This is a genomic window from Euzebya rosea, from assembly GCF_003073135.1.
GTDB lineage: Bacteria > Actinomycetota > Nitriliruptoria > Euzebyales > Euzebyaceae > Euzebya > Euzebya rosea.
On the sequence record NZ_PGDQ01000004.1, the window covers coordinates 151,426 to 165,841 of the forward strand.

Sequence of the window (14,416 nt, forward strand, 5' to 3'; positions counted from 1 at the left end):
ATTCGTGGTCCGCACCGTCCCGCCAGGGCGGCCGGCTCCTGCAGGTATCCGTCGCTGGCCGGCTCGTGGGAGCGGCCCGACCTGCGCCTACGCGGCGCGGACTGCGCTAATCACGGACGGCCGAGGACGGCCCCATCAGGTGTGCGGATACCGCAAATAATATTTGCGCGTCGGCTAGCTCTGCTCGGCCTCGCGGCGGCGGGTGACCCATCCGTGGATCGTCCGGTGCGAGATGCCGGTGACCCGCTCCAGCGTGCGGAAGCTGATCCCCAGGTCGGCGGCCTCCTGGAGCGCGGCGTGCAGCTCCTCCTCCGCGTCCTGCCAGCGGGCCGCGAGCTTGGCCAGCCGCTCGGCGGTCGGCGGGTCGATGTAGCCGGACGGTGACATGGACGGGGAGGGTATCCCGAGCGCGTCGGGCGGCGGGTTGAGGAGTTCCTGCACGCGGGCGTCGAACGCGGCCCGCTGGTAGTCGTACATGTGGACCTTGCGCGGGGTGCGCCGCGACTGGATGTCCTGCGCGACCAGCCTGGCGGCTTCCTCCAGCCGCTTCGAGAGCGTCACGGCGTGCCCCAGAGGTCGCCGTCCTCGGTTCGGTGCATCCCGTCGTGGAAGGGCGGCAGGACGCAGGCGAACAGCTCGACGCCGATGCCGAGGTCGAGCCTGGCGTCGCACGTGCCCGACGTCGACCCGGTCGCCGCAGCTTCCTCCTCGGTGATCGGCCGTCGCCGGTCGGGGTCGCCCGTGGGCTCGACCGCGGTCCAGCGGCTGCGGCCGGTCATGACCCCGCCATCAGCTGCGGCAGCCCGGGGCCGCCGACCTGTAGGTCGCCACGGTCGATCGCGACCTTGGCCGTCTCGTAGAGGGTGCGGCCGGTGGCCGGGTCCACGAGGTGGGCAAGCCATGCCTCGTGGAACGTCTCCACACCCTCCTCGACCGACTCCATGCGTGCCTTGATCGACCAGTAGAGGACTCGCCAGATGCGGCGTTCCTCCTGCTCGTAGTGCTCGCCCTCGAAGTCCGCGCGGGTCTTGGACCGTGCGCGGGACAGCTTGGCCTTGATGGCCTTCTCGTCGGGCTGGCTCATGGGGACGCGCATCCGCACGCGGGTGGCGTCGAGCACGAACTCCAGCGCGGCCCAGCGGGTGCCCTGGATGTCGGCTTCACCGAACTGGAACGTGTCGGCTCCGTGCTTGCGGAGGATCCTGCGGATCTCCGATTGGGACTTGTCGACGGCGACACTGGTGTTCTCGTAGGCCATGCGTGCAGCCTACACCGTTCACGATCGGAACACTACGTTCCACTCATGAACATATCCGTCGATCAGTCGGGGTTGGCAGACTGTGTGCGACAGCCGAACTACTGCAGTGCGTGGTCGTCGTAGGCGGCCGTGATCTCTTGGGTGGTGTCGGCCTGCAAGTGCCATTTCCCACAGACGCAGTAGCCGAAGTAGGGTCCCTCGGGAACCTCATCGTTCATGAACGACAGGCCCACGAGCAGGTGGTCGACGGGTGGTGGTAGATCGTTCATGCGCTAGGGTTCCTCGACGGTCGCGGGTACAGTCCGGTGTCGGACAGGCTCACCGGTTCGAACCGGACCTCCAGGGTGAGGCGGCCGATGTGGGCGGTATTGGAGCCGAGCCTTTCGACCTGAACGGCGAGGGTGTTGAGTGCCATCGCTGACACGGCGATCGGCACGACCGCCTTGCCGACGAACGTGGCTCGCTCCCCACTGGCCGCCGGAGTGGTGCAGGACCCATAGGCCATCGACTGAGCGACACCGTTGAGCAGCAGGGTGGCATTGACTCGGGTGGCAGTACCCCCCGAGATGGCATAGCCGGCGATGTCGACGAACATGCGACCGTCGAAGGGCCACACGACCTTCAGGTCGGTGGCCGTGGACGGGTTTTCCTGAGAGGTGATGTCGAACTGGAAGGGGGCGGAGGCAACGTCGAGGAGCGACCCACCAGCGGCGATCGAGGTGGACGAGTCCGGAACCTGCCGCAGTCCGTAGACCGTCGACGCGAAGGGTGTGGCGATCACGTGGCCTCCAGCCAAGTCAGTAGGTAGGTGGAGATGAACCCGCAGTACAACCTCAGCGCTGCCTGGGTGGTGCGATGGCGAGCCGACCCCCCCACGGAGCCCTCAAGGGTGGAGGACGCCTCCACGGTGATCGCTGCGCCATCGAGGCGACCGGCGACGTGTCTGGCGTAGTAGCCGGCCCAGTTTCCCAGCAGGGGCTTGCCCTGGTTGGGTTGGGCAACCGAGTACGTGGCCGCCGGGGTGTAGACCCCCAGCCAGGTCCGCAACGCTCTGGAGGCAAGATCTCTCCGGCTACCGACGACGATGTGGTTCGTTGGCGGGACGATCTGCAGTTCGTTCGCAGGGCTGGAACCGAAGTTGTGGCAGTCGATGACGCAGGAACTGGAGCGCGCGTCGATCAGGTCGCGGATGAAGTCGGTCTCAGGCTCCGAGAGAGCCGCGGACCCCTTGGCCGCCAGGGTTGCGCCGAGAGCGTCGTCGGCTGGCACGAACGGGGTCCACAGGAACGGGTAGTTGCGGTTCGGGTCGACGTCGTTGGCGTTGAGCCGGCCCGGTTCGTTGGGGGAACCGGGATAGGCCCGGTAGCCGTAGGGGTTTGCGGTGGGTACCCACTCGATCTGGATGCGTGACCGCAGGTAGCGCATCGTCGGATGGTTGGACTGCACGAACCCCTGGAAGAACCGCATCGCCGCGTGCTGGGACAGCACTTCCTCACCGTGCTGCCCCGCGACCAGCAACACCCGACGGCCAACGGCTGGGCCGAACCGGTAGGAATACATGTTGTTGACCCCGTCGGAACAGAGCCCTCCGTCGGTCTTGACCACCGTACCTGCGCCGATCTCGGTGGCGAACAGGGCGTCGATGCCTGTGATCCAGTCGGGGTAGGTCTGGGCCAGCCACGATTCTCCGTAGACGTTGGCAGTGTCGAACTCTGCCCAAATCGCCAGCGGGTTGCGGAGGTGTGCGTCGAGGCCGAGGTACCCATCGGCGGCATCGTCCTGCGCCAAATATGTGGCGATATCTTCCTGCCGACGTGCCTCGATGACCTGCTCGACGGCGAGGGCGAGGTCGGCCAGGTTGGTGCGGCCGAGGCCGGCAACGTCGTCGCCGCCCGGGTAGGGCAGCTCGTGGATCGGGGTGGTGGCCATCTACAGCTGCTCCTGCAGTTCGAGAGGGGTGGTGCCGGCCAGCTCGTCCCAGCTGATCCCGGTGGTCTCGAGCTCGTCCCAGCTGATGCCGAGTTCGGCGAGCCGGTTCCAGGTGAGGCCCGAGATGACCCGGACGGTCAGCCCCACCCGAAGCCCGGCGGGGGTGGCCTCGATGGCGCGTGCAAGGGCGGTGTCGGGGTCGGGCGTCTGGGCGGTGTAGGTGTCGACGATCAGGTCGTAGGGACGGTCGGTGTCATCGTTGGGTCGGCGCCGTTCGCGGATGTCGACCTCGCGGTCGCCCTCGAGGACGTCGGCGACGGCAGCCTGGATGGTGTCGGTGCGCCCACGGGCCCAGCTGTCGGGACGGCGGATCCGGTTTCGTTGCTCGGTGACACCGAGACCCGGTGGCAGTCGGACGCCAACCCACTGCGACAGCCAGTCGAGCCACTCGGCTGGAATCTCGTCGACGTCGAGGAGCAGCTGCAGGCCGGGCTCGCCGCCCCGCCAGCGGATGGCCCTGTCGGTCTCCTGGGCGAGGTGGCCGACGCCGTCCATCCATGCCAGAGCGACCCAGCCGGTCGTGGCGTCGTCGGCCCGGGCAGTCGGGCCGATCGCCTCGTACCACTCGAGGGTGGCGTCGGCGATGCCGGTGATGCCCCATGCGAACGGGGAGGCCCACCCCCTGGTGGCGGTCCAGTCGGCGTCGCCGAGCCCGATCCGGTCGGCGCGGCTCACGAGGCGATGACCTCGCTGTCGCGGAGCCGGTCGAGGATCGTGTTGACGGTGCTCTCCAGGGCCGTGAGGGCGGTACCGATGTCGGCCAGCGCACCGGTGGCCAGGTCGTCACGCAGTGTGTCGGCGTCCACGGGGCTGTCAGCCGGGGCAGTGATGGCGCCGAGGGAGACGTCGGCGACGGCTGGCTGCTGGTCGATGTGGCCACCGTCACCAGCGGTGCCGGCGTGGCTGGACAGGGCGTCGGCGACGGTGGTGACGGCCCCGGTGGTGGCGGCGCCGATGTCGGCGGGGGCGATCGCGTCGGATCCGCCGGTTGCGTGGGACGCCGTGTGGGCCGTGGGGGGGCGGGCGTTGGTCAGGCGGCTGTCGTTTCCGGCGCAGGCCTGGGTGGCGCCGGTCCCTAGGGTGCGGCGTGACGGGGTGCCTGCGGCGGCGTCGGACGCCAGGTCGAGCTTGGACTCGGCGATCGCCGCGTCGTCGGCGACCTTGGCGTTGGTGACGGTCCCATCGGCAGGCGTGACGTCGGCGAACTCAAGCGCCGTGCCGGCGTCGTTGACCCGGACGACCTGTCCGGCGGTGCCGCCGGTGGTCCCCCAGGCGGTGGCGGCGATCTGGGCGGGTGCGGTCCAGGTCGTGGCGCTGCCGGTGCCGCCGCGCAGCAGGTAGCCGTTTGCGGGGGTGGAGGCGGACCGGCCGACCTTGGCCTCCAGTGCCAGGAGGGCGGTGGTGATGACCCCGAGGAGGTTCTCGGCGTTGCGGGCCGGGTCGTTGTCGCCCCCCACGATGGGGTCGCCGGTCATGTCGTAGCCGACGATGGACGGCAGGTTGTCGGTCTCGTCGAGCTGGGCTGGGTAGCGGGTCTGTCCGTCGGTCACGCAGGGCTCCTCGGGTCAGGCGGCGATGCCGGTGATCACGGTCGGGGTGTCGGCATCCAGGGGGGCGGGCAGCCCGGCTGGGCCGTCGAGCTGCACGTCGGCGGTGCCGCCATCGAGGGTGAGCGCGGTGACGTGGTCGACCCCGTCGGCGGCGTCGATCCGGGCGGCCAGCTCGAGGTAGCGGACGGTCCGGTCGTCACGCCAGGCGGGCGGCTCCTCGTCACCGCCGGCCCATCGTCCGGGCGACAGGTAGATCGCCGCGGCCAGGGTGGCGTTGGCCACGACGACCGCCGGGTCGTAACCGGTCAGAACGGTGACGGTGAACGCCACCGCCAGCGGGGTGTAGGTGGGCGGGCCGACGCGGACGACGAAGTTGGTTTCGCGTTCGGCCTGCAGGTAGGCGTCGACCGTCGCCGTGACGCCGCCGGATGGGACATGCCCGTCTGCGTCGACGATGCCGACCCAGACCGTCCGGGCGTTGTCGTGGGTGTCGGTGTCGGGGTCGTAGCCGTCGAGGGCGACGGCGCGGTGGACCCCGTCGATGCGTCGGGCGAGACGGGCGAAGTCGTCGGGTCGGATCGCGCGTGGGGACATGAGCTCGAACTCGTCGGTCAGCCGGCTCAGGTAGGCCTCGGTGGTCTCGGCGTCGGTGCCGCCCGACGCGACGCTGTCGGCGACGATGCCGGCGACGACCGCGGGCGCCTGGACCAGCGTCATCGTGCCCGGGCCGAGGCCGTTTGCATGCACGCCGGCCAGGACGGCCTGCATGGTCACCTCCACGGTGGTCTCGTCGGCGTCGACGACGCTGTCGGCGATCGTGGTGAACGCTGTGAACGTGCCGTCGCCGGTCGCGAACGCGGCGAGGGTGCCGGCGGGGATGGTGTGGCCGTTGGTGTTGGCGACGGTGATGGTCGCCTCGATCGTGGCGGGGGTGGCGGCGCCGCGGGCGATGGCGACCTGCTGGGACCCGAACCGGTCGAGCTCGGCGTCGGTGCGGGCGATCGCCACGACACGGGTCTCGCGTTGCAGCCGCACGAACTCCTCCAGGAGGGCGGCGTCCAGCGAAGCGGTGTCGAGGACCCACCGGCCGGCGGTGCGCTGCTTGATCCGCTCCACTGCACGGGTCAGCAGGCTGGTGTGGTCGGTGTCGAGCGGCAGCTGGGTGTAGGCCATCTATCGGACTCCGGTGACGACGATGCGGACGGGCTGGATGCCGTGGCCGTCGGCCTGGCCGACGGTGACGTCGAGGAGGGCGCGGGGCACCCATCGGCGGATGCGGCTGCGCAGCTCGGTCTCGTCCAGACCGCTGTAGGTGGGGTCGGGCGTCCCGAAGGTGGGGGAGACGGTCCGCTCGCCCGGGTCGGTGACCACGGTGAGCCGGACGGCCTGTGCGGTACCGGGGATGCTGTCCCGGTCGACGGTGGCGATGCGGCCGGTGTGGTCCAGCCGCATCGGCCAGGCGAGCTGGTCGGCCATGGTCATGCTCCTGTGGGCCAGCCGATGAAGGCGATCACCCATGGTTGGGACTCGTCGCCGTCGACGAACCCGACGAGGCACTCGGTCCCGACCGGCGGGGTGCCGGCGTCGGCGAGGTGGACGTGCCCGTCGGCGGTGGCGACGGGGATGCGGCGGGGTTCGTAGCGGCACGGCCCGACAGGGGCGTCGCCCCGACGGTTGATGACGACGAGCAGCGGATCAGGGGACGCCACCCTGCCGGCGAGCAGGCCCACTGTGGGACGTTCCGGGTCGAACAGGCTCATCGGTACGCCACGCCGGGGACGAGCCCACCATGTGTCCAGGACCGTCCGGCGGTGGCCGACCATGACCCGACGCCGTACCGGCGGCCGCGCGCCTCGATGGTCTGGCCGTTGCCGAGGCTGATGGCGACGTGGCCGGGCTGGCCCGGGGTGCGGAACAGCAGCGCCCCGTATGTGCGGACGGCATCGGCGACTGAGATCTCCCGTCCGGCGCGGGCGCAGGCCAGGTACTGGTTGTAGGACCCGTCGACGAATCGGACGCCGACGCGGGCCAGCGCCCACTCCACCAGCTCCGAGCAGTCGAACGCTCGCGGGGAGGGGTTGGACGGTGCAGCCTCGGCCCCGAACACGTACGCGGTGCCGGTCTGGGAGAGGGCCACCGACACGAAGTCGGGGGTGAGGAGCCCCGAGCCGCCACCGGACACGTGGACGGTCCCGTCGAAGCCGAAGGCAGTGACCGCCTCGTGGTCGGGTTCGGGCAGCGGTTCCTGTGGGCGGGTCAGGTCGACGTTGGTGACGCCGGTGACGTGGTTGCGGGTCACCGTGGCGGTCAGCCACTCGCCGGCCACCAGCCCGACCCCGGCCGGGATGTCGACGGGGTCACCCACCAGTCCGACCCACGGCTCGGTGGTGTGGAAGCTGGCCGCGGCGGCGGGCATTCCGTGGTCGATGGTGAACCCGAACCGGCTGATCCCGTCGACACCCTCGCGGACGACGATGGGGGTGCGGCGGGACCGCAGCCAGCCGTCGGAGCCGAACAGCAACGTCTGACCGTCGGAGAAGCAGCGGCGGCGCACGTCACGGGCCAGGCGGACCAGCGCATCCCACGACGTCTCGTTCGGGTCGGCGATGCCCCGCCCGATCTGGCCCCCGTGGGGTTCCTCGCCCGGCTCGAACTCACACGCCACGCCGGCCTCCTCGGCCAGGCGGGCGGCGAACTCGCCACGGGTCGTGGTGCCCGCCGCGGCGGTGAGGGCTCCGGTCCGGTCGCGAAGCGCGGCGACGATGACGTCCTCCCACTCCACGTTCAGCACCGCCGACGTCGCGGCGCCGACCAGCCGCACGAGGTCGTAGCGACGTCCGGCGAGGGTCACGATCGACCGCTGCGTCGCCGCCGGCGACGCCAGGAACGTCCGATCGTTGTCGAGGAGGGCGAACCGGGCAGTGCCGGCCCGTTCCATCGACTCCAGGGTCTCCACCGTGCCGCCGGCCAGGGCCTCCCGGAGGCTGCCGGTCACCCGGTCACCGTCCAGGAACAGCTGGTCGAGGCTCACGGGATCCTCAGCTCCTGGCCGGCCTGGATCTGCCGGGGGTCGACGATGCCGTTGAGGGCCGCGATCTCGGTCCAGTGTTCCCAGCCGCCGAGCAGGGCCGCGGCGATCGACGACAGCGTGTCGCCGGGCCGGACGACGTAGGTCTGCTCCTGGCCCGCGTCGGTGTCGGTGGTGGCGGCGTCGGCCTCCTCCGCAGCGGTCAACGCCAGGTCGGGGTCGACGGCCTCGACGAGGTCGATGGTGACCTGCAGCCCGGTGGGATGCCCGTCGGCACGGGTGTCCATCGGCCCCCACACCATCCGGTCGACCTGCCATACCTGCTGCTGCCACATGCCCCAGCGGATCCGCAGCCGCGGCGGGGCGACACCGGCGTCGGGGTTGCCCTGCCATCCGCGGATCAGGTCGTACTCGCCGAGGACCGACCCGCCGGCGGGTGTCCGGTTGATCTCGATGTCCAGACGACGCTCGTGGGCGTCGTTGCCGACCCACACCCGCGCGGTCTTGCGGTGCGGACGCGCCACCGTCTCCCAGATCGGATCGCCACCCTGACGCTGGATCTCCTCCGCATCGAAGCCGAGAAGCTCCAGCGTCGGGCCGCCGTCGAGGTTCTCCACGACCATCAGCTCCGGCGGCTTCTGTCGGGCCCAGTACTCGATCGTGGCCGACATCAGCGTCGGGCCCGCAAGTGGTCGACCTCGTCGACGACGAGCTGGGCGAGCGCACGCACGTCCGGGTCATTCGCCGCCACAGTCCGACCACCGATCGTGACAGGACCGTGGAACTGGACGCTGGTGCCGGCCTCGCCGAGGGAGCGGGGTGCGGCGGCGACGTCGATCCGGCCGGCGGTCAGCACGGGTGTGGCGTCGAACGCGGCGGTGTCCACGCCGGCACCGGAGAGGGCTTCTCGGGCTCCTGCGGGCAGTTGCACGGGTCCGGTGGGGGTCACGCCGGACAGGGCGACGCCGGCACGGCGGGCTGCGGTCTCGACCTCGCCGAGACGGCTGACGATCGCGTCGTAGGTCTCCTCCGTCAGGCGTCCCTGCTCGACCTGGCGGCGCAGCTCCTCCCGGAAGTCGGCGCCGGAGGTCTCGCCGTCGTTGTGGGCGCCGCGAAGGTCGACGAGGGCACCCTCGAGGTCCAGGGCGGCGGTGGCGGCGTCCTCCTGGGCGGCTTGGATGTCGGACTGGGTTGAGGTCCCGTCGGCCTGGACCGTGTCGAGTCGTTCCTGGGCGTCGGCCAGGTTGCGCTGGGCGGTCGTGGCGGCAAAGACCGGGTCGACGGCGGCGCGGGCCTGGTCGAGGCGGGCCTGCATCGCCTGGGTGGTCAGCTCGATGGCCGAACGGGTGGTGTCCTCGCTGCCCCGCAGCCGGTCCAGCGTCCCGATCCACCCGTCGTGTCCGGCCATCGCACGGGCGGCTGCGGCGGCGGCGGTGTCGGTGGCGTCTGCGGTGTCGCGGGCGGCGGCGGCGGCAAGCCCCTGCGCGGCGGCGTGGGCGGTGTGATGGGGGATGCCCATCTCCACGAGTTCCTGGTAGCGGACGGCGGCGTCGGTGGCGTTGGACTGGTCGATCTGCAGCTGGCGTTGCTGTTCCTGCGCGCCGGTGAGGGCGTCGCGCTGGTCACCGAACACGCGGGTGACCGCGTCGATTGCCTCACGCTGGGCGTACAGGCCGCCCTCGAAGTCGCTGCCGGCGTCCAGGGCTGCGTTCAGCGCATCGTCGACCGCAGCGACGGCGTCTGTCTCGTTGCGGACAGCGGCGACGAAGGTGTCGGTGGAGATGCCGAGGGCAGCGAGGTCGTCGTACAGCTCGGCCTTGGCGATCGCGTTCTCGATCGTCGCCCGGGTGTTGTCGCCCAGCGCGCCGGAGTCGGCCTCCAGCGCCGCGGTGTAGGTCTCCAGACGCTGCTTGGCGTCCATGTGCCGGCTCATCAGGACACCGACGCCGACTGCGGCGCCGGTCAGTGCCAGCCCCCACGGGCCGGTCATGAACACCGCAGCGGACATGGCGGCGGTGCGGAGCCGACCGACGTTGGTGATCAGCGCGCCGATGCCCTGGATGGCCGGGCCGGCACCGGCGGCCAGACCGGCGATCGCGAATCCGGCGTCGCTGAACGGGGCGATCGACGCCTCAGCCGAGGCCCATGCCATGCCGATTCGGTCGGACAGGGTCAGGGTCTCCGCGTGCGCGTCGGCGATGGTGTCGGTGGACGTCAGCAGGGTCTGTCGCATCGCGTCGAGGTCGAACCGGCCCTCCTGGATGGCGCGGGACAGGTCAACGCCGGCGCGGGCCCCGAAGGTCTCCATGGCGATGCCATTGGCCTCTGCGGCCGATCCGGCGTTCTCGATCTGCTCCATGACGTCGACGAGGGCCTCCTCCGGGTCACGCAGGTCGCGGGCCCACCGCGACATCGCGACGCGCAGGCCACCCATGACCAGCTCGAGGTTGACACCCTCCTGCTTCCACTTGCCCATCAGCAGGGCGGCGTCCTCCATGCCGTAGCCGAGCTCGCGCAGCGGTGCGCCGTACTGGACGATGGTCTGGCCGAGCTCGTCGATGCTGGGGCCGGTCAGCTGGCTGATCCGAAACATCATGTCGAGGCTGTCGGAGGCCTGGTCGGTGGCGACACCCCAGTCACCGAAGGTGCGGCGGAGGGTGCCGACGTCCAGCTGGTTACCGATCTCGCCGACCTGGGCCATCTGGCGTGTCAGCTCCTCGAGATTCTCGCCGGTCGCCCCGAACCGGGTGTTGAGCTCCGCAACGATGTCGCCGAGCTCGCCCATGTCGGTACGCACCGATCCGGCGACGCCACGAACGACGTCGGTCATCGCCTCCAGGTCGTCTCCGGTGGCGCCGGTGCCTGCCCGGATGGCCCGCTCCGCCTCGCCCCACTCCTGCGCGACCTCACGGAACCCCGCCGACAGCACCCCGGCGGCAGGCGTCACCCGGCGAGTCATCGTCGACCCGACCCGGCTCCAGCTCTCCCCGGCCCGTCGGGTGGATGCGTCGACGTCGGCCGCGGCACGCTGCGTGTCGGACAGGGCTGCCTGGACGTCGCGGGTGGCGCCGACCACCTGGTTCTGGCCGCGGGCGATGAACTGGAAGAACAGGTCAGGCACGGCTGGAGTCCTTCCATCTCAGGTCCTGGGCGCCGAGGCCACGGGCAACGTTCTCCACCAGCCAGCGTCGCCGGGCCAGGTCGGCCTGGGCGACACCAGTGGTGACGTGATCGATCCACACCCGCTCGACGTCGTCGGTGTGGGCGTAGGTGAGCGCGTCGGCCACCCCGTGCAGGGCCGCGGTGACGGCCGCTGCGGCTACGGGGTGGCCGGCGATTTCCCCGCGACGGCCTTCAGGGCGATCCGACGGCCGTAGCCGGTGAACCCCAGGACGGCGTCCATGGCCGCGGCGATGTCGGCCTCGGTGGCGAACAGTGCACGGACCAGCTCGACGGCACCGCCGGTCTCGGCGCCCACCAGCGGAGCGACCCGTCCATCGGTGAACGTCGGCGGGTCACCTCCGTCGGCACAGGCCGGCTCGGTGACGCCGGTCGTGGGGTCGTGCAGGTACACACCGACGCAGGCCGTCGCGACGATGCGGGCGGCGTAGTCGATCCGGTCGCTGTCGGTGCTGCCGGCCCGTTCGCTGGCCTCCAGATAGGTGTCGTCGTCCAGCGGACGAACACGCACCAACACCTGGGGGCGGCTGTACCGAGGGACCGGCAGATCACGGACGAGGCCGTCGAGGACCTCCGTGCGATGCCGGACGAACTCCTCCAGCAGGCTCATCGGCGCATCGGCTCCTGGCAGGACAGGGTGAGCGACAGCATCCCGAGCTCGTCGCTGTCGCTGTCCGGCTCGAAGGTGTTGACCAGCTCCAGCCGGCACGACGGCCACCGCTTGGGACGGATGTCGGTGCGGGGCTTGCGGTTGACGTCGAGCTCGGGCTCGATGACCTCGCAGCCCTCCAGCTTGCCCTGTCGGGTCTCCAGGTAGGCGGCGAGGGCAGAGTCGACGTCGGGGTCGTGCTGGCGGGTGACGACGATGTCCTCGATGGTGGCCGGTCCGGACCGGCCACCCGTGCGGTAGCCCGAGCCGGCACGGGCCCGCTTGTTGGTGGTGCGCGACAGCGTGCCACCGCTGCGGGTCTCGAACAGCAGGATGCCGGCGACACCGGGGATGCGGACCTGGACGATGGCGTCGGAACGGGTGAGCGTTGCGCCCATGGGAGATCTCCTCTACGACTCGGACGGGTGGGGACAGGTCAGGCGATGGTGGAGCGGACGAAGTCCAGGGCGATGGTCTCCGCGGTCCCGGCGAGGGTGTAGGGCAGCTGCGCGACGATGCGGCCCTGACCGATCACCGTCGCGGTGGTGCCGGACAGGTCGACGTCGTAGACGGCGTCGGCCGGGTCGCCCGTTGGGCTGTAGAAGGCCCGCTTGGCGGCGTTGCGGTCCATCATCGACAGAAGGGTCCCGCGGAGGCCGGACAGCTTGAATCCGCCGGGCCCGTCGATGGGGGGCCCGTTGAGGAACTCGTGGGCGATCTCCTTGCCCTCCGCGATCAGCTTCATGGCGGTGCGGACGTCGGCGAGGAACGCCCACTTGCCCGGGTCGCCGTTGGGCTTGGGCTGGTAGGTGTTGCGCCACGTGGCCATGTGGATGCCGTGACGGCGGTCGGAGAGGACCACGTTGACGCCTGCCTCCCGCAGGGTGGTCTGCTCGGTCTCGGTGAACGTCTGCTCGACGTCGATGACGATGGAGGTCTCCGCGAGCCGGCCGTGACGGCCGGCGGGCGAGTTGATCGGATGGGCGGTCGCGTCGTTGCGTGACGCCAACGCCGCCGCAAGGGCCGACGGGGGCACGAGACGGCGGGTGCCGCCGGCGATCCCTCGGACCCACAGCCAGTTGCCGAACACCGGCTTGCGGATCTCCGCGGCGGCATGCTGAGTCGCCGCGATCGCCGCCAGTGCGGCCGCGCCGGTGCCGGCGGGGACGTCCAGCAACGGGGTCCGGTTGGTGATCGACCCGTCGCAGTGGGCCCGGATCGCCGCGCGGGCCGCATCGGTCGTGCCGAGCGGGACGACGACCTGGCCGGGACCGTAGTCCTCGGTGATGCGGGCCAGGTCGGCAGCGATGGTGTCGTCGTCGACGTTGGCACGGTCGTCGTCGCCGTCGGCCAGCGCCGTCGCGGCGACCACCGCCGGGTTGTCGCCGGCCTCTGCGGTCCCGCGCACCCAGCTGGAGTCGACCAGCCGTGCCTCGGCATCGGCCGGAGAGGCAAGGTCGACCCACCGTTCGACCTCGACGTCGTCGTAGGACACGACGAGGGTGAACAGGCTGCCGGTGGAGCCGGCGACCACCTGGACCTTGATCCGGTCGCCGTGCCCGCCCGGGTCGCGCGCGTCGACGGTCAGCGCATCGGCGGTGTCGCCGTCGACCAGCGTCAGCGTCGACCGTGCCGCCGACGGGCCGACACGGCGGAGCAGCCAGGCGCCCCCGAGTCCGTCGGCGAAGGCGGTGTCCAGCCAGTCGTAGGCGAGACCGTAGGTGACCCGGTCACCATGGGAGCGGACGGCCTCGTCGAGGTTGCGGACCCACGTCGGTTCGGTGGGTCCGCGCTCGAACAGGTCGACGACGAAGACGACGCCGGTGTTGGTGGCTGGACCGGATGCCGCCTCGACGGCCCGGTCGGTGATCTCCACTGGCATGGTCAGCTCTCCTCGGTGTGGGCCGCCACGGCGGCCTTGATCTGGTCACGGGTTGCGTCGTCGGGCAGCTCCACGCCGATGGAGGCGGCGTGGGCAGCCCACTGGTCGGTGCGGGCATTCCCGGCCGGCGGCCGCGGCCCTGTCGGAGGCCGGACGGGCCGCAGACCGGGCGTGTCGAGGTCCTCCTCGGCGACGTCGGTTCTCTCGCCGGCGCCGACGACCCGGCCGGTCCCCTGCAGGACCACGGGGCGGGGTCCCGGGTTGGTCATGGGGGTGGTCATCAGCTGCGCTCCTGCGGGTCGACGGACAGCTCGAGGTCGGTGGGGACCGTCCAGGGCGGCATGCCCTGCATGGGGTCGGGGGGTTCGCCTGGTGCCTCGTGGGCCGGTGGGGTGATGTCGTCGACGCGGGTGTCGGCGTAGACGCGCCCGTACAGGAGGGTGCGTGCGACGTCGCCGGCGACGGGCCGGTAGTTGGATCGACGCACCCGGGTGTCGCCGGCGAACCCGCCGAGGCTGGGCTGTTGCACGAGGACCATCCGGATGGCGGCCCGGTAGAGGTCGTTGACGGTGACGGTGTCGTCGAATCCGACGCCGCGGGTGACGACGCCCACGATGATCTGGTAGCGGCCCTGGTGGCGGCGGGTGTCGGCGTACTCCTCATCGGGGATGACGACGGCGCCGGCGGGGATCTTGGCGGCGGCAGTGATGAGCTCCTCGACGTCATGGAGCTCGTGCCAGGCGTCGTCGTCCGGGACGGTGAGGTGATCGCGTGGCAGGTCGTTTGCGGCGCAGGCCTCCGCCAGCGCCCATGGGAGCCACAGCTTCAGGGTGTCCTCGACGGCGTGGCGCAGCTGGGCGGTGGTGACGAGGGGGGTCAT

20 protein-coding genes are annotated in these 14,416 nt (G+C 71.1%); all 20 read right to left on the reverse strand.

Annotated features, from left to right (window positions below; translation table 11 throughout):
- Window positions 1–174: 174 nt before the first annotated feature.
- A complete protein-coding gene (locus CUC05_RS05775) occupies window positions 175–561 on the reverse strand; it encodes a hypothetical protein (protein WP_108665135.1) in 387 nt (128 codons plus the stop codon).
- A complete protein-coding gene (locus tag CUC05_RS05780) occupies window positions 558–779 on the reverse strand; it encodes a hypothetical protein (protein ID WP_108665136.1) in 222 nt (73 codons plus the stop codon). Before CUC05_RS05780 ends, CUC05_RS05775 begins: the two co-directional genes overlap by 4 nt.
- Window positions 776–1,258 carry a hypothetical protein gene (locus CUC05_RS05785; protein WP_108665137.1) on the reverse strand — a complete coding sequence of 161 codons (483 nt, stop codon included), beginning with the start codon at window positions 1,256–1,258 and terminating at the stop codon, window positions 776–778. The genes CUC05_RS05780 and CUC05_RS05785 overlap by 4 nt, the downstream gene beginning before the upstream one ends.
- 98 nt (window positions 1,259–1,356) lie before the next feature.
- Window positions 1,357–1,527: a hypothetical protein gene (locus tag CUC05_RS24510; RefSeq protein ID WP_157965263.1), complete on the reverse strand. Its 171-nt coding sequence runs from the start codon at window positions 1,525–1,527 to the stop codon at window positions 1,357–1,359.
- Entirely contained in the window at window positions 1,524–2,039 is a 516-nt protein-coding gene (locus CUC05_RS05790) for a hypothetical protein (protein ID WP_108665138.1), read from the reverse strand. The genes CUC05_RS24510 and CUC05_RS05790 overlap by 4 nt, the downstream gene beginning before the upstream one ends.
- Window positions 2,036–3,187 carry a M14 family metallopeptidase gene (locus tag CUC05_RS05795; protein ID WP_108665139.1) on the reverse strand — a complete coding sequence of 384 codons (1,152 nt, stop codon included), beginning with the start codon at window positions 3,185–3,187 and terminating at the stop codon, window positions 2,036–2,038. The genes CUC05_RS05790 and CUC05_RS05795 overlap by 4 nt, the downstream gene beginning before the upstream one ends.
- Complete coding sequence (locus CUC05_RS05800) at window positions 3,188–3,922, reverse strand: hypothetical protein (RefSeq protein WP_108665140.1); 735 nt, start codon at window positions 3,920–3,922, stop codon at window positions 3,188–3,190.
- Window positions 3,919–4,797 (reverse strand): hypothetical protein, encoded by an 879-nt coding sequence (locus CUC05_RS05805; RefSeq protein WP_108665141.1) that lies wholly within the window; start codon window positions 4,795–4,797, stop codon window positions 3,919–3,921. Before CUC05_RS05805 ends, CUC05_RS05800 begins: the two co-directional genes overlap by 4 nt.
- 15 nt (window positions 4,798–4,812) lie before the next feature.
- A complete protein-coding gene (locus CUC05_RS05810; protein WP_108665142.1) occupies window positions 4,813–5,970 on the reverse strand; it encodes a baseplate J/gp47 family protein in 1,158 nt (385 codons plus the stop codon).
- Window positions 5,971–6,273: a hypothetical protein gene (locus tag CUC05_RS05815; protein ID WP_108665143.1), complete on the reverse strand. Its 303-nt coding sequence runs from the start codon at window positions 6,271–6,273 to the stop codon at window positions 5,971–5,973. It lies immediately after the preceding gene.
- A gap of 2 nt (window positions 6,274–6,275) precedes the next feature.
- Entirely contained in the window at window positions 6,276–6,557 is a 282-nt protein-coding gene (locus CUC05_RS05820; RefSeq protein WP_108665144.1) for a hypothetical protein, read from the reverse strand.
- The gene (locus tag CUC05_RS05825; RefSeq protein WP_205712146.1) at window positions 6,554–7,828 is read right to left on the reverse strand and encodes a C40 family peptidase; all 1,275 of its coding nucleotides are present in this window, start codon (window positions 7,826–7,828) and stop codon (window positions 6,554–6,556) included. The genes CUC05_RS05820 and CUC05_RS05825 overlap by 4 nt, the downstream gene beginning before the upstream one ends.
- On the reverse strand, window positions 7,825–8,496 hold the full coding sequence (locus tag CUC05_RS25270; RefSeq protein ID WP_205712147.1) for a LysM peptidoglycan-binding domain-containing protein: 672 nt from the start codon (window positions 8,494–8,496) through the stop codon (window positions 7,825–7,827). Before CUC05_RS25270 ends, CUC05_RS05825 begins: the two co-directional genes overlap by 4 nt.
- Complete coding sequence (locus CUC05_RS05835) at window positions 8,496–10,946, reverse strand: phage tail tape measure protein (RefSeq protein ID WP_108665145.1); 2,451 nt, start codon at window positions 10,944–10,946, stop codon at window positions 8,496–8,498. The genes CUC05_RS25270 and CUC05_RS05835 overlap by 1 nt, the downstream gene beginning before the upstream one ends.
- Complete coding sequence (locus CUC05_RS24515) at window positions 10,939–11,112, reverse strand: hypothetical protein (RefSeq protein ID WP_157965264.1); 174 nt, start codon at window positions 11,110–11,112, stop codon at window positions 10,939–10,941. Before CUC05_RS24515 ends, CUC05_RS05835 begins: the two co-directional genes overlap by 8 nt.
- Before the next feature lie 32 nt (window positions 11,113–11,144).
- The gene (locus CUC05_RS05840; protein ID WP_108665146.1) at window positions 11,145–11,615 is read right to left on the reverse strand and encodes a hypothetical protein; all 471 of its coding nucleotides are present in this window, start codon (window positions 11,613–11,615) and stop codon (window positions 11,145–11,147) included.
- Window positions 11,612–12,052, reverse strand: coding sequence for a hypothetical protein (locus CUC05_RS05845; protein ID WP_108665147.1), 441 nt, complete (start codon window positions 12,050–12,052; stop codon window positions 11,612–11,614). Before CUC05_RS05845 ends, CUC05_RS05840 begins: the two co-directional genes overlap by 4 nt.
- Before the next feature lie 38 nt (window positions 12,053–12,090).
- Window positions 12,091–13,536 carry a hypothetical protein gene (locus CUC05_RS05850; RefSeq protein WP_108665148.1) on the reverse strand — a complete coding sequence of 482 codons (1,446 nt, stop codon included), beginning with the start codon at window positions 13,534–13,536 and terminating at the stop codon, window positions 12,091–12,093.
- Between the two features lie 2 nt (window positions 13,537–13,538).
- Window positions 13,539–13,817 (reverse strand): hypothetical protein, encoded by a 279-nt coding sequence (locus tag CUC05_RS05855; RefSeq protein ID WP_108665149.1) that lies wholly within the window; start codon window positions 13,815–13,817, stop codon window positions 13,539–13,541.
- Entirely contained in the window at window positions 13,817–14,416 is a 600-nt protein-coding gene (locus CUC05_RS05860; RefSeq protein WP_108665150.1) for a hypothetical protein, read from the reverse strand. The genes CUC05_RS05855 and CUC05_RS05860 overlap by 1 nt, the downstream gene beginning before the upstream one ends.